At 71.6% G+C, this 18318-nt stretch carries 21 protein-coding genes; 8 read left to right on the forward strand and 13 right to left on the reverse strand.

The genetic code is table 11. The features are described from left to right. Positions 1 to 589 precede the first annotated feature (589 nt). The 8 genes from dinG to BM070_RS11415 all read left to right on the forward strand — a co-directional run bounded on the left by dinG (position 590) and on the right by BM070_RS11415 (position 10385). Entirely contained in the window at positions 590 to 2743 is a 2154-nt protein-coding gene (gene dinG / locus BM070_RS11380) for an ATP-dependent DNA helicase DinG (RefSeq protein ID WP_059400388.1), read from the forward strand. A gap of 162 nt (positions 2744 to 2905) precedes the next feature. Then, complete coding sequence (locus BM070_RS11385; protein WP_059400389.1) at positions 2906 to 3613, forward strand: hypothetical protein; 708 nt, start codon at positions 2906 to 2908, stop codon at positions 3611 to 3613. Between the two features lie 236 nt (positions 3614 to 3849). Next, positions 3850 to 4677: an IclR family transcriptional regulator gene (locus BM070_RS11390; protein WP_172739422.1), complete on the forward strand. Its 828-nt coding sequence runs from the start codon at positions 3850 to 3852 to the stop codon at positions 4675 to 4677. Positions 4678 to 4769: 92 nt separating this feature from the next. Then, positions 4770 to 6335, forward strand: a complete 1566-nt coding sequence (locus BM070_RS11395; RefSeq protein ID WP_063840201.1) for an AMP-binding protein — start codon at positions 4770 to 4772, stop codon at positions 6333 to 6335. Positions 6336 to 6460: 125 nt separating this feature from the next. Continuing rightward, positions 6461 to 7408, forward strand: a complete 948-nt coding sequence (locus tag BM070_RS11400) for a tripartite tricarboxylate transporter substrate-binding protein (protein ID WP_063840196.1) — start codon at positions 6461 to 6463, stop codon at positions 7406 to 7408. A 37-nt stretch (positions 7409 to 7445) separates the two neighbouring features. Next, positions 7446 to 8573 carry a porin gene (locus BM070_RS11405; protein ID WP_059400393.1) on the forward strand — a complete coding sequence of 376 codons (1128 nt, stop codon included), beginning with the start codon at positions 7446 to 7448 and terminating at the stop codon, positions 8571 to 8573. 33 nt (positions 8574 to 8606) lie between these two features. Further along, entirely contained in the window at positions 8607 to 9581 is a 975-nt protein-coding gene (locus tag BM070_RS11410) for a zinc-binding dehydrogenase (protein ID WP_059400394.1), read from the forward strand. Between the two features lie 33 nt (positions 9582 to 9614). Beyond that, positions 9615 to 10385: a citryl-CoA lyase gene (locus BM070_RS11415; protein ID WP_059400395.1), complete on the forward strand. Its 771-nt coding sequence runs from the start codon at positions 9615 to 9617 to the stop codon at positions 10383 to 10385. A gap of 278 nt (positions 10386 to 10663) precedes the next feature. Here the strand turns inward: BM070_RS11415 and BM070_RS11420 are convergent, their stop codons facing one another. The 13 genes from BM070_RS11420 to BM070_RS11480 all read right to left on the reverse strand — a co-directional run bounded on the left by BM070_RS11420 (position 10664) and on the right by BM070_RS11480 (position 18180). Beyond that, complete coding sequence (locus BM070_RS11420; protein ID WP_059400396.1) at positions 10664 to 11125, reverse strand: hypothetical protein; 462 nt, start codon at positions 11123 to 11125, stop codon at positions 10664 to 10666. Positions 11126 to 11279: 154 nt separating this feature from the next. Continuing rightward, the gene (locus BM070_RS11425; RefSeq protein WP_059400397.1) at positions 11280 to 11804 is read right to left on the reverse strand and encodes a hypothetical protein; all 525 of its coding nucleotides are present in this window, start codon (positions 11802 to 11804) and stop codon (positions 11280 to 11282) included. Beyond that, the gene (locus BM070_RS11430; RefSeq protein ID WP_059400398.1) at positions 11794 to 12552 is read right to left on the reverse strand and encodes an apurinic/apyrimidinic endonuclease family protein; all 759 of its coding nucleotides are present in this window, start codon (positions 12550 to 12552) and stop codon (positions 11794 to 11796) included. The genes BM070_RS11425 and BM070_RS11430 overlap by 11 nt, the downstream gene beginning before the upstream one ends. Continuing rightward, positions 12549 to 13001 (reverse strand): DUF6878 family protein, encoded by a 453-nt coding sequence (locus BM070_RS11435; RefSeq protein ID WP_059400399.1) that lies wholly within the window; start codon positions 12999 to 13001, stop codon positions 12549 to 12551. The genes BM070_RS11430 and BM070_RS11435 overlap by 4 nt, the downstream gene beginning before the upstream one ends. 200 nt (positions 13002 to 13201) lie before the next feature. Beyond that, the gene (locus BM070_RS11440) at positions 13202 to 13498 is read right to left on the reverse strand and encodes a hypothetical protein (protein ID WP_059400400.1); all 297 of its coding nucleotides are present in this window, start codon (positions 13496 to 13498) and stop codon (positions 13202 to 13204) included. Next, complete coding sequence (locus tag BM070_RS11445; protein WP_059400401.1) at positions 13495 to 13953, reverse strand: hypothetical protein; 459 nt, start codon at positions 13951 to 13953, stop codon at positions 13495 to 13497. Before BM070_RS11445 ends, BM070_RS11440 begins: the two co-directional genes overlap by 4 nt. Before the next feature lie 88 nt (positions 13954 to 14041). After that, positions 14042 to 14713, reverse strand: a complete 672-nt coding sequence (locus tag BM070_RS11450; protein WP_059400402.1) for a hypothetical protein — start codon at positions 14711 to 14713, stop codon at positions 14042 to 14044. 87 nt (positions 14714 to 14800) lie between these two features. After that, the gene (locus tag BM070_RS11455) at positions 14801 to 15415 is read right to left on the reverse strand and encodes a hypothetical protein (RefSeq protein WP_059400403.1); all 615 of its coding nucleotides are present in this window, start codon (positions 15413 to 15415) and stop codon (positions 14801 to 14803) included. Between the two features lie 436 nt (positions 15416 to 15851). Then, positions 15852 to 16181, reverse strand: coding sequence for a hypothetical protein (locus BM070_RS11460; RefSeq protein WP_059400404.1), 330 nt, complete (start codon positions 16179 to 16181; stop codon positions 15852 to 15854). Beyond that, the gene (locus BM070_RS11465; RefSeq protein ID WP_059400405.1) at positions 16178 to 16483 is read right to left on the reverse strand and encodes a DUF5983 family protein; all 306 of its coding nucleotides are present in this window, start codon (positions 16481 to 16483) and stop codon (positions 16178 to 16180) included. Before BM070_RS11465 ends, BM070_RS11460 begins: the two co-directional genes overlap by 4 nt. A 548-nt stretch (positions 16484 to 17031) precedes the next feature. Continuing rightward, a complete protein-coding gene (locus tag BM070_RS11470) occupies positions 17032 to 17376 on the reverse strand; it encodes a hypothetical protein (protein WP_059400406.1) in 345 nt (114 codons plus the stop codon). Between the two features lie 59 nt (positions 17377 to 17435). Further along, entirely contained in the window at positions 17436 to 17897 is a 462-nt protein-coding gene (locus BM070_RS11475; RefSeq protein ID WP_059400407.1) for a hypothetical protein, read from the reverse strand. 1 nt (position 17898) lies between these two features. Further along, complete coding sequence (locus tag BM070_RS11480) at positions 17899 to 18180, reverse strand: hypothetical protein (protein WP_059400408.1); 282 nt, start codon at positions 18178 to 18180, stop codon at positions 17899 to 17901. Between the last annotated feature and the right edge of the window lie 138 nt (positions 18181 to 18318).

The raw sequence follows: 18318 nt of genomic DNA on the forward strand, positions 1-18318 counted from the left end.
GCGGTTCTTCTTGTGATCGTGCGGTGGTTGATTGGGCCACACCTGCATGCGGCGTCAATCCGGAGGTACCTGGGGCAGTTCGGGCGCGGCGGAGTCGGCTGCGGCCCCGCGCCGCCCGGCATCGGGACGGGCAGGGCCGCGGCACCGGCCTCAGGGCGCGGTCCGTGACGCCTCGCGATGCCGCGCCCGCAGGTGCATGCGCATGCGCCGCGCGTGCTCGCCCTGCGGGTCCGGCAGCAGATGCTGCTGGATCTGCCAAGCCGCAGCGTCTCCAGCACGGCGCTTTCGGCCTGTGGATCCCACAGCACGGACGGGGCGCCGGTAGCGGCTCGCCGGGCGCGGCGCTAGAGGGCACGTGCCCCCGGGGAAGGAAGTGCCGCAGTTGCGACCTTGACGCGGCCACAGGGCGTGCTGCAGCGTATCCGCCGGGATAAGGAGCCAGCGCCGGAAGCCTGGAATCGTTGCCGGTCCCGCGGCGGCACTTGCTCGGGTCCAGGGCGCTGCGCCGCAGCCTGCGATGCCATGCGCTGCCTGCGCCTCGCGGTCGCCGCCGGGGTTGACCGGGCCGAAACGGGGGCGATGCTGGGCCATGCTCACCCCCGACGAGAAGCAGCTGATGCAACGGTGTCTCGACGCGATCCGCGAACGATCGCCGGGGTTCCGCGCGCGCCGCCCGCAGCTGCAGATGATCGCGGCGGTGGCGCACGCGCTTGCCCGCGTCGATGCCAGCGACGCAGAGCGAAGCGACGGAGCGCACCTCGCCGTGATCGAGGCCGGAACGGGCACCGGCAAGACGGTCGCCTATCTGCTGCCCGCACTGGTGCTGGCGCACTTGCGCGGCCGCAAGCTGGTCGTGTCCTCGTCCACCGTCACGCTGCAGGAGCAACTGCTGCACAAGGACGTGCCGGACCTGCTGCGCTTTCTGCCGTTCCCGGTCTCCTACGTCGTGGCCAAGGGCCGGCGGCGCTTCCTGTGCCCGGCGCGGCTCGCGCAGCGTCTGGACCAGCAGGCCGCGGTCGAGCCGCGCGACGCGCCCGGGCAGCAAGACGACGCGGCGGCGGACGGTGCCGGCGTGCGGCCGCTGCGCTGGTTCTCGCGCCTGGCCGAGGCCTTCGATGCCGGCCGCTGGTGCGGAGACCGCGACGCCTGGCCGCAGGTGATCCCGGAGTCCGTCTGGGCCAGCGTCACGACGGACCGCCCGGGCTGCCTGGGCAGCCGCTGTCCGAGCTATGCGCGCTGCCCCTTCTACCAGGCCCGCCAGCGTGCCAAGGAGGCCGACCTCACCATCGCCAACCACGACCTCGTGCTGGCGGCAGCGGACATGGAGCCCGGCAGCACGCTGCCCGATCTGCGCGAGGCGCTGGTAGTCTTCGACGAGGCGCACAGCCTGCCCTCCAAGGTGGTGGACCACTGCGCCTCGCGCCACTCCGTGTGCAGTGCGGCCTCCTGGGTGTCCCATGCGGCCCGCGATGCCCGCGCCGCCGTCACGGCGCTGCGGCTCGGCCGGTTCGGCCCGGATCTCCCGGATCCTGCCCTCCCTGCCGCGCGGCTGTGCGCGGCGCTGGAGCGCCTGCTGGAGGCCGTGGGGCGGCACTGCGAGTTCGCTGGCCAGCAACGCATCAGCCGCTTCGCAGGCGGCGTGCTGCCTGTGGAGGTGCGGAAAGCGGGCGCTGCCGTGCTGGACGCAGCGCGCGCGATGGGCCAGGACCTTCTGACGCTCCGCACGGCGCTCGTGGACCGCGCAGGCGATCGTGCCGAGGCCGTGCAGCCGCACCTGGCCACGCTCGGGGGGTACTTCCCGAAACTGGAGGAGCTGGTCGCGACCTGGGACTGGATGCTGTGCGACGAGACGCAGCATCCGCTGCCCGTGGCGCGCTGGGTGGAGCGCCATGCGGGTTCGGGCGGTGGCGACGACTTCCTGGTCTGCGCGGCGCCGATCAGCGGCGGGCCGCGGCTGCGGGAACTGCTGTGGAACAAGGTCGGCGCTGCGGTGTTGACGTCGGCGACCTTGCGCGCCTGCGGGCGCTTCGCCATGTTCCTGGAGGAGGCGGGACTGCAAGGCTATGCGGCACTGGAACCTTTGGCGCTGGCATCGCCGTTCGACTATGGGCGCCGGGCGGTCCTGCATATCCCGGGAGTGCGCGCCGATCCCCGCGATGCGGCCGCCCATGGGCAGGAGATCGTGCGGCGTCTTCCTGCCTTGCTGGCGCGCCAGCGCGGCTCGCTGGTGCTGTTCGCCTCGGCCCGGCAGATGCGCGAGGTCCAGGCAGCCTTACCCGACGAACTGAAGGCCTGCGTGCTCATGCAGGGTGAATGCTCCCGGCGCGAGCTGCTCGAGCGCCACCGTGCCCGGATCGATGCGGGCGAGCGCTCGGTGCTGTTCGGTCTGGCCAGCCTGGCCGAGGGCGTCGATCTGCCGGGCGAGTACTGCACCCATGTCATCTGCGCCAAGCTGCCGTTCTCCGTGCCGGACAACCCGCTGGAAGAGACGCGCCGCGAGTGGATAGAGGCACAGGGGCGCTCCGCATTCCTGGAACGCAGCGTGCCGGAGGTCGGCATCCGGCTGGCGCAGGCCACGGGGCGGCTGCTGCGCACGGACGACGACCACGGCACGGTGACGGTGCTGGATCCGCGGCTCGGGAGAACGCATTGGGGCCGCATGCTGCTGCGCGGCCTGCCGCCGTTTCGCATCGTCATCGGCGACCGGCCGCTCGATGCGCCCGGCTTGGCCGAGGCGGCCTGACGTGGCGCGGGCGGCTCAGGCGACCCGCACGGCGGCAGCATGGAGCGGTGTCCGCCCGCGGCCGCCCCCTGGCCAAGCGGCGAACCGGACGGCGCGGCGCTGCTCAGCTGTGGCGGCATGCCCTCGGTTCCGGTACAACGCATTCGCAGGAGGAGAGAGATCATGCGCGTCATCAGGAAACCCCGGTATCCCGAGATCAACCAGCTCACCACGAAGCTGATCGTGGGCGTCATCGCCATTGCGATCGCTTCCGTCACCGGCTGGGTGTCCACACTCGAGCGCCCGCTCGCATCCATCAGCGAGTCGTATTTCGCGGGCGACTGGTCGCGCAACATCTTCGTCGGCTTCCTGTTTGCGATCTCGGCCTTCCTGCTCTCGTACAACGGGCAGACCCGGGCGCACATGGTCCTGTCCCGGGTGGCGGCGCTGGCGGGCCTCGGCGTGGCCATGTTTCCCTGCAAGTGCGGCGGCCGCGAGGAGATCATCCCCTATGTCCACTATGCCTGCGCCGCCGTCATGTTCTCGGTGCTGGCGTATTTCTGCATCGCGTTCTACCGGCATGCGCGCAGCAAGCCCCACCGGCAGGCGCACTGGCGCGCGAGGCTGTACCTCGCATGCTTCTGGGCCATGGTCGCGGCCATGGCCGTGCTGCTGGTCAATGGCATCTGGGGTGACGATCTGGGCATCGAGGCGCGGCTGCCGCGCATCGTGTTCTACGGCGAGGCGGTGGCGCTGTCGGCCTTCGGGGTGTGCTGGCTGGTGGCCAGCCGGGTGCTGCCCGGGCTGACCCGGCCCGAGGAGCGCCATCGGCTGCTGGCCGAGGACCCTCCCGGCGCGGACGACCGCGGCGGCGAGACGCCACGGTCGTGACGCTGGATCCGCAGTCCCTCGCGCCGCGGTGAGCGGCCGCGCCCGCGCGGAGCGCCCCTGACGGCGCTGCGCACCCTTGCCGGACAGTCCGCCGGATGGGGCGTCGGCCCGCTGCCGCTCGCACGCCCCTGGGAAGGGGCGGCGGGGTAAGGCTGCAAAATATGACAAGAATCGTCCGGCGCTCTGGTCTCGGTCCGGGCACAGGCATGGCATCCGAAACCATCTTGGGAGACATCATGGTTGTACCGTTTGATCACGGCGCCAGGCGTGACGGCGCACAGACGCTGGGGCGGGGCCTGCGGATCGCCTCGCTGATCATGCAGGCGGGCCAGGGCGGACTGGGTCTCTCGGACGTGGTGGAGGCCACGGGCCTGAACAAGTCCACGACCCATCGGCTGCTGTTGGAGCTCGTCGGCGCCGGACTGCTGTCCCGTGACGAGCAGCGCAGGTACCGGCTCGGGCCCCTGGCCTACGAGATGGGATTGGTCTCGTCCTACCGCTACGACGTGCGCCCGCTGTGCGAGACTTCGCTGGACCGCATCGCCTGCAGTACGGGCGACACCGTGTTCCTGGGCAAGCGGTGTGGCGCCTCGTCCGTGTGCATCGACCACCGCATCGGCGCCGAAGTGCGCCCGCCCATCGTGCCGCCGAAAGGCCGCGTCCATCCCCTGGGGGTGGGCTCGATGGGGATGGCGGTGCTCAGCCAGCTGAGCGACGAGCAGGTGACCGTGATCAACGCGGCGAACCGCAAGCGGCTGGAGGCCTTCGCCGGCGTCTCCTCGGCCTACGTCCAGGAGATGGTGGAGCGCACGCGCGCGCTGGGTTTCGCCCGGATGGCGAACCATGTGGCGCACGGGGTGGTGTCGCTCGGCGTGAGCATCAACGACGGGTCGGGACGGCCCCTGCTGGCCATCAGCGTGGCCACGACCCTGGGCCGCATGAGCCGCAGCCATGAGCAGTCGGTGCTGGACGCGCTCTATGCGGAAGCGCTGGTCCTGCAAGAGAGCCTGCTGCAACGCTCCCGCTTCCCGGCCGACGCTTTCGCCGTCCCCGTCACGCCCTAGCGCGCGGCCATTCGCGCGAAGTTCCCTGTATGTGGAACTTCGCGGCACCACGGGCGCGCCGCCCTTCCTAGACTTCGGTGCAACCGATGTGGATGGAAGGGAAAGCAATGCAGGCAAACGCGATGGCGTCGATGGGAGAGGCGCTGGTCCATGCGTTCGAGCGCTCCGGCGCCAGGGTGGCGATCGAGTGCGACGGCGCCGAGGTGACGTATGCGCAGCTGGCGTCGGACGTCGCCAGGACGATCGGCGCGCTGCGGGCCCTGGGCTTGAAGCCGGGCGACCGGATCGCGCAGATCGCGGCGAACGGCTATGAGGCCTTCCTGGTGGTCGCGGCGGCCTACGTCGGAGGCTTCACCCTGGTGCCGCTGCAATACAACGGCGATCTGGAGGACCATCGCTTCGCCATCGAGGACAGCCGGCCCGCCCTGGTGATCGTCGATGCAGGGCGTGCCGGCCGCGCGCAGCAATTGGCGGCGTCCTGCGGGCACGCATTCCTGCGCGCGACCCACGACGAGCTGGCCACCGCGGCCGCCGGGCAGCCGCAGCGCCCGCTGCGCTCGTTCGCCGGGGCCGCGGACCCGCAGGGCTGCGCCCGCCTCAACTACACCGGCGGCACGACGGGCAAGCCCAAGGGCGTGATGATCGCCTCGGCCGCGCTGACCTACGCCACGATGCTGCACGTCATCGCCAACGGCTACGACGGCGATACCCGGCTGCTCGTGGCCTCGCCGATCTCGCACGGCGGCGGCTCGTTCATCCCCCCGGTGCTGTGGATGGGCGGGCGCGTCGTCATCCACAACGGGTTCGATGCGGCGCGCGTGACCGCGGAGATCGCCAGCGGCCGGGTCAACTCGCTGTTCCTGGTGCCGACGATGCTGTACGCCTTGCTCGACCACCCGGACGTGGCCCGGATCCAGCGCGGGCAACTGCGCAGGGTCACCTACGGCGCCGCTCCGGCGTCGCCCGCCCGCCTGCGGCAGGCGCTGGAGCTGTTCGGGCCGGTGCTGGTCCAGAGCTACGGTCAGTCGGAGGCGCCCGGCGCCATCCTGTACCTGTCGGCGCAGGAGCATGTGCACGAGGATCCGCAGCGGCTCATGGCGGCCGGCAAGCCCTATCCGGGCGTGAGCATCAAGCTGGTCGGCCAGGACGGCCAGGCGCGCACCGGCTCCGGGGAGGTGGGCGAGATCTGCGTGCGGGCGCCGCACGTGATGCTGGGCTACCTGAACAACCCCGAGCTGACCGAGGCGACGATCAGGGACGGCTGGCTGCATACCGGTGACCTGGCCCGCGTGGACCCGTACGGCTTCTTCCATATCGTCGACCGCGCCAAGGACATGATCATCTCCGGCGGGTTCAACGTCTATGCGTCGGAGGTGGAAAGCGTCCTGGAGGCGCACCCGGACGTCAAGGCCTCGGCGGTGATCGGCGTGCCCGACGAACGCTGGGGCGAGGCCGTGAAGGCCTTCGTCGTGCCGCAGCCCCAGTGTTGCCCCGCCGAGGCGGATCTCATTGCCTTCGCCAAGGCGAACATCGGCTCGATCAAGGCGCCCAAGACGATCGAGATCACGGGCAGCCTGCCGGTGACGAAGGTCGGGAAGATCGACAAGAAGGCGTTGCGCGCGCCGTACTGGGAGGGCAAGGCCCGCGGAGTGAACTGAGCCTGCCGCGCTGCGGCCGGCCACGCAGCACCGTGTATCGGAGAGCCGCCAGCCGGTGCGGCCGCGCACCGGGTGGGGCAGGGCTGCTGTCCAAGGGAAGAACGGAAGACATCAAGGAGACAACGATGAAACGCAGATCGATTTTGCTGGGCGTGCCGCTGGGCGCCATCGCCCCCGCCATCTTCGCCAGCCCCAGGCCGGTCACGGTGGTCGTTCCGTACCCTGCTGGAGGCACCACCGACAAGGTGGGCCGCTACGTGGCGAATGGGTTGACGGAGAAGCTGGGCCAGAATTTCCTCGTGCTCAACAAGCCCGGCGCCGGCGGGACCATCGGCATCAGCGAGGTCGCGCGTGCGCCGGCCGACGGATCGATGCTCGGGATCGTCTACGACTCGCACGCCGTGGACCACCTCGTCTACCCGAGCCTTGCCTACCATCCGTTCAGGTCCTTCGAGTTCGTCAGCCTCGTGGTGACCGCGCCGCACGTGCTGGTCACCTCCGCCCGCACGCCCTACAGGACCCTGGACGACCTCATCGCCGCCGGCAAGGCGGGCCCGAACAAGGTGACGTACGGCGCGATCGGCGAGGGCACGTCGACGACCTTGAATGCGGCGCTGTTCGCCGAGAAGGCCGGCTTCCAGGCGCTGCGCGTGCCGTACAACGGCGGCGGTGGCGCCTACCTGGCGGATCTGCTGGCCGGGCGCTTCGACTACATCATGGGCGCCTTGCCGGCGGCCCTGGCCCATATTGAGAGCGGTCAGCTGCGCGCGCTCGCGTACGGCGGGCCCACCCGGTCCACCTTGCTGCCGGAGGTCCCGACGCTCAGTGAGACCTTCCCGGGCATGGAGGCTGCGTCCTGGGTCGGCGTGGTCGCTCCCGCAGGGCTGCCCAAGGCCAGGGTCGACCAGCTGAGCGATGCGATCCGCGCTGTGGTGCTCAGCGAGCCGCTGCGGCACAAGCTGGTGGCGGAGGGCTTCGTGGTGCAAGGGTCCACCAGTGCCCAGTTCCTCGAGCGCGCGCGCGCCGATTCCGAACTCCAGAGCCGGCTGCTCAAACGGGGCGCGAACAAGTAGCCCCCGACCGGCACCACCAGAACAAGAGGAGACAACCATGAAACACGCCATCGCGGCGGCGGGGGCTTGCTTTGCCCTGGCCGCCTCCCACTCCCACGCGCAGACCAACGTGGTGGTCTACGGCGTGCTCGACGTCGGCATGGACTACGGCAAGGCCGGATCGTTCAGCCAGGTGCGTCAGCTGTCCGGCGGGCTGGTCGGCTCGCGGCTGGGATTCCGCGGAACCGAGGACCTCGGCGGCGGCCTGTCGGCGGTGTTCCGCCTCGAAAGCGGCATCAACGCCGACACCGGCACGTTCGCCCAGGGCGGCCGCGCGTTCGGGCGGGAGGCCACGGTGGGGCTTTCCTCCAAGGACTGGGGCACGATCCGCCTCGGCCGCATGGGCAGCACCTTCTATGTGGCATCGCTTTCGGTCAATGCATTCCAGGCCGGCCAGTCGGGCTCGGTGTCGGCGATCACGAGGAGCACCGCGACGAGCGACAAGTACCCGCTGCACCTGATCGCCGCGGCCCGCTCCGACAACGCAGTGCACTACACCTCGCCGTCCTGGGGCGGCGTGCAGCTCCAACTGCACGGATCCGCCGGCGAGAAGAGCACCACGCAGGGCAGCATGGTCGGGGCCACGCTGCAGTACAACGCACGCCCCTGGAACGTCCTCGTCTCGGTGGCCAAGCAGCGCGGCGCCGGCAGCACGGACCGGGTGGGCGCGGCGCGCGGCCTGATGGTGGGCGGCAGCTACGACGCGGGCTTCGCAAAGGTCTTCGCCGGGTACACGCGCGAGAAGAACGACTGCCTCACCTGCACCGGCGTGCTGGAGCGCATGGAGGGGCTGACCGCCCGCGGCGCGGGCGACTTCACGCTGCTGAACCTGGGGGTGCGCGCGCCGGTGGGTGCCTGGACGCTGATCGGCGAGGTGTTCTACCTGCGCGACCGCAGCGACTACGCGGCGCCGGTGGGCAACAGGGATGTGCCGTGGCTGGCGCTCGGCGCGGAGTACGCACTGTCCAAGCGCACCACGCTGTGGGGATCCGTCGGGGCGGTGCGCAACCGCAACGGCTCCCAGTACGTGCTGTCGACCGGGCCCGCGCCGCGTCCGGCGAACGCGGTTCCCGCGGGCAACCCCACCGCCAAGAACATCGGCATCGGGATCACCCATGCGTTCTAGTTCCTTCGCCGCCGGCGGCCGGGAGGCGCGCCGATGAAAGCCGTCGTGGTGGTCGATTCGCCGCAAGGCAAGACGCTGCAGGTGCGGGAGGTGGCCGCGCCGGTGCCCGGGCCGGGCCAGGTGCTGGTGCACGTCCATGCCGCGGCCCTGAACCGCTCGGACCTGAGCCGTACGCAGAAGCACTATGCGCCGCGTCCAGTCCACATCGCGGGCAACGAGATGAGCGGCGAAGTCATCGCGCTGGGCCCGGGGGTGACGCGCTTCGCGCCCGGCGACCGCGTCATGGCCTTGGCCGACGGCAGCTACGCCGAACAGGTGTGCGTAGACGAAGACGTGGCCCTGAGGGTGCCGGACGCGCTGCCGCTGCTCGACGCCGCAGCCGTGCCGGTGAGCTACCTGACGGCGCACGACGCGCTGCGCAGCGCCGGCCACCTGGCCGGCGGCGAATCGGTCCTCATCCACTCCGTGACCTCCGGCGTGGGAATCGCCGCGGTGCAGATCGCGCGGGTGCTCGGCGCGGGCCTCGTCATGGGCTCGACGCGCCGTGCCGACAGGGCCGAGCCGCTGCGCGCGCACGGCCTGCAGGAGATCGTGGACCTGGCGCGGGCGCCCGACTTCTCGCGCGCCGTCCTGGAGAAGACCGGCGGGCAGGGGACGGCGCTGATCCTGGATGCGATCGGCGGCGGCGTGCTCGCCCAGAATCTGGCCGCGGCGGCGGTTCGCGGGCGCATCGTGGTGCTCGGCATGCTGGGCGGCACCGAGGACACGCTCGACCTGAACCTGCTCGCTTTGCGCCGGCTGCAGCTGATCGGCGTGTCCTTCCGCAGCCGCAGCCTCGCGGAGCGGGCGCAGGTGTGCCGGCGGTTCGAGGCGGAGCTTGGGCCGCGCCTCGCGGACGGCACGCTGCGCCCCGTGATCTCCAGGACGTTCCCCCTGGACGAGGCGCTGCAGGCCCAGGAGTTCATGCGCGGCAACCTGCACCTGGGCAAGATCGTCCTGCTGCCGTGAGCGACGCGAAAGACAAAAAGGAAGGTATCCGCCATGAACGTGACAGCCATCGGCCACGCGAGCACCCACACGGTCACGCTGCGCGGCCATGACCTGGCGCACGAGGTCCTCGGCAAGATGGACTTCGTGGAGGCGCTGGTCCTGTGCGTGCTGGGCCGCAGGCCGCGCGCCGAGGAGAAGCGGATGATCGACGCCATCCTCGTGGTGGCCCTGGACCATGGCCTGACCCCGCCGGCCATCGCCGCCCGGATGGCCTATCTCGGCGCACCCGAGTCGCTGGCTGGCGCCGTCGCGGCGGGGCTGCTGGGCGCGGGCTCCCGCTTCCTGGGCCCGGCGTCGCTGGCGGCCGAGCAGTTCGCCGGCTGGACGGCGGGCCTGACCGACGGCAACGGCCCTGAAGCCTACGCCCGGCTCGCGCGCGAACTGGCCGCACCTTCGGCGGGAACCCGGTTTGTCGGCTTTGGCCATCCGGTGCACACCGAGGGCGATCCCCGCGTCCCCGCGCTGCGGCGCATCGCGCAGGAGAACGGCTTCCACGGCAAGGCATGGCGCCTGGCCGACGCCATCGTGCAGGAACTCGAGCGGCAGGGCCGGCGCCTGCCGCTGAACGCGGCCGGCGGGACGGCGCTGTGCGTCCTGGGCATGGGGCTCGAGCCACGGCTCGCGACGTGCCTTGCGCTGATCGGGCGCTGCGGCGGACTGGTCGCGCATATCCTCGAGGAAAGCGCGGCGCCGCTGGCACAGGACGCCTGGCGCTTGATCGACACGCAATTCACCGCGCCGCCCGCGGACATCCGCCGGTGATCCCGGCGGGACCCGGGGATGGCGCCTCGGCAGCGCCCGGCCGGGCCAGGCGCCGCATGCTTGCGCCGAAGATCGTCGGCGCGTCCCAGCGGCCGGTGCGTTCATCCAGGCTTCAGGCGGCCTGAAAGGGCCAGGCGGCGGTGTCCGCCAGGGACAAACCGGCCGCCTCCGCGTCGAAGAGGCAGGCGCTCCGGAGGAAGCCTGCCTGGTGGCTCATGGGAACATGCCGCCTGGGTGATGCCCGGCGGCGCAGCGCCCCGCCGCTCGCGTGCTCCGGGCTACAGCGGGAACGCCGCGAGCAGCTCGGCGAAACTCAGTTGCGTGGGCAGCGCCGGAGCCTCATCCCGGCGGTACTGCTCGGGCACCTCCTGCGGCAGCATCTCGCCGCGTTGCACGGCGCGCTGGAGCAGGTCGTGCCGCTCGATCCAGAGCAGTTCATAGCGCGCGATCGCGTCCCATTCGGCCGGGGTGTTGCCCTCGACCTCGTAGGCGTGGTCGCAGGCGCGGGCATCGGTGTCGTCGTAGCGGACGCAGACCTCGCGGTAGGCGCCGAAATCGTGCGGAAAGCTCCGCACTGTGAACCGGGCCGGCACGTCGTCGGCCAGCGGGTACAGGCGCTCCAGCATGCGCAGGAACACCCGGCACTCGCGCCGCGAGCGCTCGTCGTAGTCGGCCCGGCCGACCTGGGCGCAGGCCTCCTCGCAGGGCGAGGGGCCGATGGTCATCAACTGGTAGGTCATGGGATATCTCCGAAAGAAGTGGCGGGCCGCCGGCCGGCATCGGCGACGGCGGCCCGGAGGTAAGGGCGCATTCCGGCCGGGCGGCCGGAATGCGCGCAGCAGGGGAGGGCGAGGACGCACTGAAGGCGCCGTCGCTGCCCCCGCCTTGCCCGGCTTACGTCAATCCCCAGGCCGCGCAGGCGAGGTCTCCGTCGAAGGGGCAGTGCTCAAGCAGCGTGGCGATGGCCGCGCGCTCCAGCGACACGGTGAGCGTGTCGAACCCCTCGGGATACTTGGCAAGACCGGTGTAGAGGTCGAATTCGCCGTCTTCCAGCGCTTCCTCGACGAGGCTGCTGGCGGCATCGAGGTCGAACTCACCATCCGGGAACGCCTCCTCTGGTCCGTTCAGCCCAGGAACCGCGCGGACCGCCGAGGCCTGGCACCGGATGCAGCGGTAGAAGCCCCCGCTGTCGTCGTACTCGGATGTGACCTCGAACGACAGCGTGACGGCGTCGAGCCAGGCGTGCTGGAGGAAGAGCGCCGCCAGCGTGGCGCCCGCCCAGCTGCGGTCGAGCCGCTCGCGATCGGCATGCGCCGCCCGGTAGCGGGCTTCGGCCCCGATGCCGGCGGCATTGAGCGCCACGGCGCCGTCGGCGCCCGCGAGGTAGGCGGGCTGCTCTTCTGTGGATTCAGTGGACATGGGTGTTCCTCGTTCTGCGGTGGTTTCCCTCTGAGAACACCACCGCGCTGGGTTGGATGTGGATCAGCAGCGGGTACCACCAGGACGGCACGGTGCAGACCTGGTGCCAGTCGCCGCGGCCGTCGTTGTCGCTGACGTGGACCTCGATGCAGCGCTCGCAGGCGAGCATCTCGGCCACGAACGTCGGCTCATGGCGTCCGGTGGCAGTCGCCAGGATGTGCAGGTGCGACAGATCGAGCGCGTAGGGCACGCCCGACTCGAACACCGCCCGGTATTCGGACCAGCTCGAGACCAGCCACGTGTCGCCCGGCGTGGGGTAGTGGCCCTCGATGCCGACCGGGCAGCCGAACAGGTCGGCGCAGCGGCGCGCGTGCTCCAGCGCCATGGACAGCGTCGCTTGCGCGCGCCGGCCGGCGTGCGCCGTGTACGCGGGCGCCCCGAGCCTGCGGCTGATGCGCGCCGCCTGGACGAACCAATCGGCGTGCAGCGTGAAGCCGCTGAGGTCGGCGAAGCGGCGGTCCGCGAGGACATGTACGTTGGCGTGCAGCCGGAAGCGTGTGCGCGGATGGGCCATGCGCAGCGCGTCGGCCCGGTCCTCGGTCAGGCAGCCCGTCGATTGCGGCACCAGCTGGACGTGCTCGGCCGACAGCGGTCCGAATAGCGGTTCGCCGATCGGAGCGTGCAGGAGCGCCGCGGCCGCTTCGTGGCGCATCCCCGGCCAGCAGGCCAGCGAGACATGCGCCTTCACAGCCGGACCTCCTGGTAGTCGGAGTCGGTAAAGTACGCCCGGTGCTCGATGACCACGCTGCCATCGGCCGTGTCGAAGACGACCTCGCCCGAGGCGCCGTCGCCGTTCTCCCAGCCGCCGAAGTGCTCGTCGACAAGCTCCATGGCGACGTCCGTGATGGCGTCGTCCAGGGGCCAGTCCTTCAGCGTCACCGTCATCTGCCAGGTGCCGCCGGACCATTCGCAGGTCTCCCTGTACTGGAGGACCTCGGGAATGGGCTCCAGCGTCCTGCCGTCCGGCAACTCGTATTGGACGCCTTCCGGGCCGCCGTTGTCGCCGGAGCCGGTGTAGCTGGCCACCGCGCGCGCGACGCCGTCGGCGCGCAGCGCGTCGAAGATCGCCGCCCGGTTGGCGGCGATGCGCTGCGGTGCGGAGAGCGGGGCGCTCTCCCGTTGCTCGTTGTCTTGCATGTCGTTTCCTCGAATGAAGGGGGCGCACGCGTTCCTCTCGGGACGGCGGCGCCCCAGGGGGTCATTGAAAGAGCCCGCCCTGACGGCGGGCTCGCTGTGGCGGCGCCTCGGGGCGAGGCGCCGTGATGGGGGCGCGCCAGTGGCGCGAGCGCGGACGCGGCCGGGTGTCCCGGCTGTCCGCTTTTCGCACCGTGGCGCGGCTAGGGCCGGCTCGGCGGCTGCGGTGTGCCCAGCAATCCGGCGAGCAGCGCGTCGTCCCTGGAAGGCCCGCCGCTGCCGGCGGGCAGCCGCGCGACGGTGTATCCCTGGGCGCGAAGCTGGCGGATGACCTCCGGCGCGTGGTGCGAGAACACCTTGCCGGTGCCCTCGGTGTGCGCAGTCAGCACGCGCCAGGCGTCCTCGCCGGCCTTCGTGTTCGGCAGGAACAACGTGAACAGCCCGTCGTCGCGCCAGCCGAGGTCGGGTGGGCCCGCCGCGGGCTTCGGACCGCGGCTCATCGCCGGTCCCGCGCCGCGGGCGCTTCCGTGAAGGCGACGACCCATTCCTCGGCGCCGTCGTTCACGTGGCAGGCGATGGCGAAGCGCCGCTGGCGCTCCGTCACACACTCGGGAAAGTGCGCGATGAGGTGCGCCACGCAGCGCACGTCCCAGTGATCGATGAGGCGGTGGCCACGGCGCCGCACGTGCAGCAGCCACTGCGACCAGTCGGTCCGGCCGGCCAGCGCCTGCGATCGGGCCCGCTGCCCCAGGGGCGAGCGTTGCGCGCTCTCTGCCGCGAGCGCCCTCAGCACCGCGCGTTCCTCGGCTTCCAGCAGCGTGTAGGGAATGAGCATGCGCACGGCGCGGCCGCCATCGAAGCCGACCGCGCCGTGCGAGGGATCGCAACGGGCGATCCGCTGGTCCAGCGCGCACTTGGCGCGCTCCTTGAGCGTCTCGAAAGGGATCTCGTACATGGTGTCTCCAGGCCGCCGCCCGCCAAGGGGGTGGTGGCATCGGGAAGAAGGGAAGGCGGGACGGCCCGTCAGGGCCGCCGTTGCCGCCTCACTGAAAAATCCGCGGCTCCACGGTCTCGCCGCACATGAAGGCGAGGTAGGCGCCAGCCCGGCCCGCGTCGGAAAACGCGGCGGCGACGGTGCCGCCCTGCAGCACCTGCCAGGCACGCGCTTTCTCCTCGGGGGTGTGGCGCAGCGCCAGCTTCGGCAGGCGGTAGGCGCGGTGCCGGTAGAGGTCGCGGCCGGTGTCCCACTCGACGATGCGCAGCAGGCAATCGGTCAGGATGGACCCGCCGCCGCCGGCGCCCGGCTCGACCAGCAGCGGCACCTTGAGGGTGCCGGTGGAGCGGCCGATGCAGCCGACGACGCCGTGTTCCTCCAGCCAGCACCGGCCGGTGGCGGTGTCGCCGAGCATCAGCCGCACCTTGCGGCCGTCGCGGCGGCAGGCTTCCAGCACGCGCGCCGCCTGAGGATCGGTGCCCGGCCCGAAATACGTACACCCGGCCAGCGGCGAGCGCCCCCAGGCGTGGACAGCCGTGCAGTATCTGGCGTAGCCGGCGAGCGTTCCGTGCTCGCCCTCCGCGAAAGCCAGATCCCGGCGGCCGAGCCGCTCGGCGATCAGGTCGGCATGGCCGCGGGCATTGTCGAAGCCCAGGCAGCTGTAGCCGTCGCCGCTCGGGATGACGTACAGCTGCATATCGGCATTCAGCGTCACATCCATGGTGGATTCCTCCGGTGAAGGCGGAACCCGGCCCTGCGCGGGACGGGCCCCGCGGGGTGGGTGAATGGTGGCGCCGTGGTGCCGGTGTCAGGCGACCAGGCGCGCCGGACGGCGTGCCGCAGGGTCGGCGAACAGGCGCCGCAGCGCCGTGGGATCGCCAGCGGTCAGCGCCGCGCAGGCGTGCTCGACCGCGCTCTCCACCTCGGGCGTGCTGGGCTCGGTCGGCAGGATGCTGGCGAGCACCATGTCCTCGCCGCCGAGGAACCTCAGCTCGCCGTCCGCGGCGTGGTGCAGCACCTGCCACACGGGCCGGGGCTGCGCGCACAGGTGCCCACGCACCAGCTGCGCGGCCTGGGCGAGCGTCTCGGTGAGCTCGACCCGCTCCAGTTCGCCGACGTCATGGCTGTAGAAATGGACCAGGTGGTGGCTCGGCTGCAGCGCCGTGAGCGTGTCCAGCGGCGGGCCGCCGCGGACCACGGGCGCGCCATCCGGCGCCGCCATGGCCAGGGGCGCGGTCTCCACGTGCTGGCAGCGCTCCAGATGGTCGAGCTTGAGCAGCAGCGCATCGGCGTGCGCGCGGTGCTCGTGCGACAGGTGGGTGCGCATCGCGAGGATCTCCTGCGTCATCACGCGCAGCTCTTGAACGATGGCGCGCTCGGCGCGGCGCTCGATGGCGCACAGGATTTCGGTGATGTTGGGCATGGGATGGCCTTTCTGAAAACGAGATGGGCCGCGACCCGCGAGCGGGTACGGCACGTTTGCGCGGACAGGGCCGCTGAGAAGGGGGAGGCGCCGCGCTGGGCGCGGGCGCAGTGGCTGGGGCCGGCGGGGCCGGCAGGCGATCGGCCGCCCGAGGGCGGCGATGCAGAGGGCAGCGGTGCAGTGCACCAGGCGGGTAACGACCGCAACGCCCGAGGTGCTCGGGAACGCACAAGGCGTGCTCGGGCGCGGGCCCGACAAGCGCCTTCAGCATGCCAGGGGCCGCGCAGGCTGGCGAGAGGGCGGCCGCGCTCGCGGCCGGAAACGGCGCCCGCGCGCGCTGATTCAGGGTGGCGGATCAGGCGCCGGGCATGGACGCCGTGGCAGGCGGGGGGATGGGAACGGCACCGGCCCGCGCATGCGGGCCGGTGCCGTCGGATCACCCGGCCGCCAGCACCGTCGGTGGCTGATCGCCGTGGTGCTCGACGACCAGGTTGCCGATGTTGCGGCACTGGTCGAGGAAGATGCTCTCGATCATGCCGACCGGCACCGCGATCCCGAGCGCTTCCAGCCTGTCGGCCACGGTGTTGATGTCGGTCCAGTCGTGGGCCGGATCGTCGAGGCTGGCATAGAGGAACTGCTCGTCCTCCCAGGGCGGCAGGTCGGCATAGAGGACCTGCAGGAACAGCTCGCGCAGCGGCCGGTCGTAGCCCGCCACCACGGTGACCTTGCGGCCGCGGTGCTCCAGATGGGCGATGTGGCGGCTCATGGCGCGTCCTCCGCGCCGTCGAACGCCGGCAGGCCGTCGACGGCTGGCGCATCCGCGTCGAACTTGATCCACACGACCCCGGCGGGCCGCGCGATGCGGAAGATGGCGGCCAGATCGGGCTCCTCCGGCGTCGTGTCCTCGGTGCCCACGTGGACGAAGCCGCCGTAGTCGTTGGGGTACGCGACGATGGACAGCCTGCCTTCGGCGAGCCGCTCGCGTGTCGGGCCGCTGAGGTGGACGATCGAGATCGCCGCCAGGGGCTCCAGGTGGCGCAGCAGGGATCGGGACAGCGCGGTCCTCATGACGCGCCTCCCTGCGCCTTGGGCGCCGGCGTGCGTGGGCCGCGGGCCCGGCGGGCGCGGCGGAAGACCATGCCGCACTGGCGGCAACGGAACCAGGTGCTGCGCCCCAGCGATCCGAGGAGGCAGCCGTCGCCCTGGCAGACAGGGCAGGGCGGGAAGGTGGCATGCGGCATGCTCGCCTCCGCTCAGGACATCGTGGCCGGAGTCCGGCCGTGGACAGGATGGGTCATGGAGTTCTCCTTGCAGATGGGCAGGGAACGCCGCGACCCCAGCGGGAAGCAGCATTCCCGTGGGAAAGAGGGCGCGATGCGCCCGCGGTCTCTGGTGCAGATAACGCCTGCGGCGCCCGGCGTCGGCCGGGAGGGCTTCCGCAGGAAGGCGCGGAAGCAAGGGACCAGCAGATTGTGGGCGGCTCCCGCCGCTGCAGGAAGCCGCCGCCCACCGCTCGCCCGCGCAATGGCCCCCGTAGACGGGGCATTGCGCGTGGCGGCAGCGCTCGGGGGCGCGGCACGCGCAGCGGCCGGGGCGGGGTGGCGTCGGCAGACCGCTCAGGGACCCGACAGCGCCAGCAGCTCGGCATAGAGGGCTTCGGCGGCGCGGGCGGTGCGTGCCTGCGCGCACCGGTCGAACCAGGCGTGGCCTGCGGGCACGCTGAACCGGGCGCCGCCCCCCTGCGCGATGGTCGCCAGCACGCGGCTGACCCGCACGCTGTAGGTGCCGTCGTCGAACACGACGCGCGTGCCGTTCCACCCCAGGCCGAGGGCCTGGTTCATGGCCTCGGCCGTGGCCTGGAAAAGTGCTTCGTGGCTGGCGCCGGGGTTGGCGGCGCGAAGCGCCGTCTCCACCGAGTTCCAGAGATTCATCGCGCCTTCGATGGCGCTGGGAATGGACATGCGGTACTCCTTGCAACGGAAGGCGGCCAGGCGATGCCTGCCCGCCGGTGGATGTGGCTTCAGGGGCGCGGCGTGCCGGGAGGCTTCCCGGGGTCCACGACGCGGGCGTCCGGCCCGAAATGCAGGCCGCTGATCAGGTAGTGCCGGCCGGTGGCCAGTGCGCGCACCTCGATCGCGTTCGGCGTGTGGACGCGGGCGACCTCGCATTCGCCCAGCCGTTGCGTCGCGACGAGGTCTCCGATGCCCAGCGCGCCCTCCCGGGCGAGTCGCACCAGTCGCAGGGTGCCGGGCGGGACGGGCTCGCTCTGGGGCGGCTCGCTGTACGAGCCCAGGAAGCGGCGGCGGCAGATGTGCCGGGCCGATTCGCGGTTCTGCGCATCGACGGCTTCTCCGTAGGTCCTCGCGTAGCCGTCGAGCAATTCGTCGAGCATCGCCTCGGTGCGCAGCTCGGCGCAGGCGTCCAGCCGCTCGATGGCCACCTTGGCCCAGAGGGGGAGGTACCGGTAGGGGGTCGGGCCCATGTCAGTGCTCCGTCGCTGGGGAGGTCTCGTCGACTGGCTCCGCACCCAGGCGGGCCAGCAGGCGGTTCATCTGCGGGATGCCGAAGTCCTGCGGCTCGAAGGGGCGGCCTCCGGGGCACAGGCCTTCGGCCTGGACGCTCTGCAGCGCTTCGAGCTTGTCCGCGCGCAGGCGGTAGAGGGCGTCCACGACGAGCTGCGCGTCGTCGTCGCCGAGGACCTCTTCGAGGTCGGAGGGGTCTCGGTCCGGTGCCGCATCGGCACCGGCATGGTCGGGAGTGGGCATGGTGTTCTCCAGGTGAAAAGGGGAACACCCGCCTCCCCAGGGAAGCGGTGTTCCCAGGGGAGTCGGCGAGCGCGGGTCGCGCTCAGGTCGGGGCAGGTGACGTCTGCGGCGCCCGGCCAGGGCCGGGAGGCGCCTCCT

The sequence above is a fragment of the Paracidovorax wautersii genome (assembly GCF_900113035.1).
GTDB classification, from domain to species: Bacteria; Pseudomonadota; Gammaproteobacteria; order Burkholderiales; family Burkholderiaceae_C; genus Paracidovorax; species Paracidovorax wautersii.

Bases quoted from the DNA above. Each gene is read 5' to 3' on its own strand.
- BM070_RS11395 (WP_063840201.1), top strand. From the start codon at position 4,770: ATGGAAGGGAAAGCAATGCAGGCAAACGCGATGGCGTCGATGGGAGAG.
- BM070_RS11420 (WP_059400396.1), bottom strand. From the start codon at position 11,125: ATGACCTACCAGTTGATGACCATCGGCCCCTCGCCCTGCGAGGAGGCC.
- BM070_RS11435 (WP_059400399.1), bottom strand. From the start codon at position 13,001: ATGCAAGACAACGAGCAACGGGAGAGCGCCCCGCTCTCCGCACCGCAG.
- BM070_RS11470 (WP_059400406.1), bottom strand. From the start codon at position 17,376: ATGTCCATTCCCAGCGCCATCGAAGGCGCGATGAATCTCTGGAACTCG.
- BM070_RS11450 (WP_059400402.1), bottom strand. From the start codon at position 14,713: ATGGATGTGACGCTGAATGCCGATATGCAGCTGTACGTCATCCCGAGC.
- BM070_RS11385 (WP_059400389.1), top strand. From the start codon at position 2,906: ATGCGCGTCATCAGGAAACCCCGGTATCCCGAGATCAACCAGCTCACC.
- BM070_RS11410 (WP_059400394.1), top strand. From the start codon at position 8,607: ATGAAAGCCGTCGTGGTGGTCGATTCGCCGCAAGGCAAGACGCTGCAG.
- BM070_RS11460 (WP_059400404.1), bottom strand. From the start codon at position 16,181: ATGAGCCGCCACATCGCCCATCTGGAGCACCGCGGCCGCAAGGTCACC.
- BM070_RS11465 (WP_059400405.1), bottom strand. From the start codon at position 16,483: ATGAGGACCGCGCTGTCCCGATCCCTGCTGCGCCACCTGGAGCCCCTG.
- BM070_RS11445 (WP_059400401.1), bottom strand. From the start codon at position 13,953: ATGTACGAGATCCCTTTCGAGACGCTCAAGGAGCGCGCCAAGTGCGCG.
- BM070_RS11425 (WP_059400397.1), bottom strand. From the start codon at position 11,804: ATGTCCACTGAATCCACAGAAGAGCAGCCCGCCTACCTCGCGGGCGCC.
- BM070_RS11480 (WP_059400408.1), bottom strand. From the start codon at position 18,180: ATGCCCACTCCCGACCATGCCGGTGCCGATGCGGCACCGGACCGAGAC.
- BM070_RS11475 (WP_059400407.1), bottom strand. From the start codon at position 17,897: ATGGGCCCGACCCCCTACCGGTACCTCCCCCTCTGGGCCAAGGTGGCC.
- dinG (WP_059400388.1), top strand. From the start codon at position 590: ATGCTCACCCCCGACGAGAAGCAGCTGATGCAACGGTGTCTCGACGCG.
- BM070_RS11455 (WP_059400403.1), bottom strand. From the start codon at position 15,415: ATGCCCAACATCACCGAAATCCTGTGCGCCATCGAGCGCCGCGCCGAG.
- BM070_RS11400 (WP_063840196.1), top strand. From the start codon at position 6,461: ATGAAACGCAGATCGATTTTGCTGGGCGTGCCGCTGGGCGCCATCGCC.
- BM070_RS11440 (WP_059400400.1), bottom strand. From the start codon at position 13,498: ATGAGCCGCGGTCCGAAGCCCGCGGCGGGCCCACCCGACCTCGGCTGG.
- BM070_RS11415 (WP_059400395.1), top strand. From the start codon at position 9,615: ATGAACGTGACAGCCATCGGCCACGCGAGCACCCACACGGTCACGCTG.
- BM070_RS11405 (WP_059400393.1), top strand. From the start codon at position 7,446: ATGAAACACGCCATCGCGGCGGCGGGGGCTTGCTTTGCCCTGGCCGCC.
- BM070_RS11390 (WP_172739422.1), top strand. From the start codon at position 3,850: ATGGTTGTACCGTTTGATCACGGCGCCAGGCGTGACGGCGCACAGACG.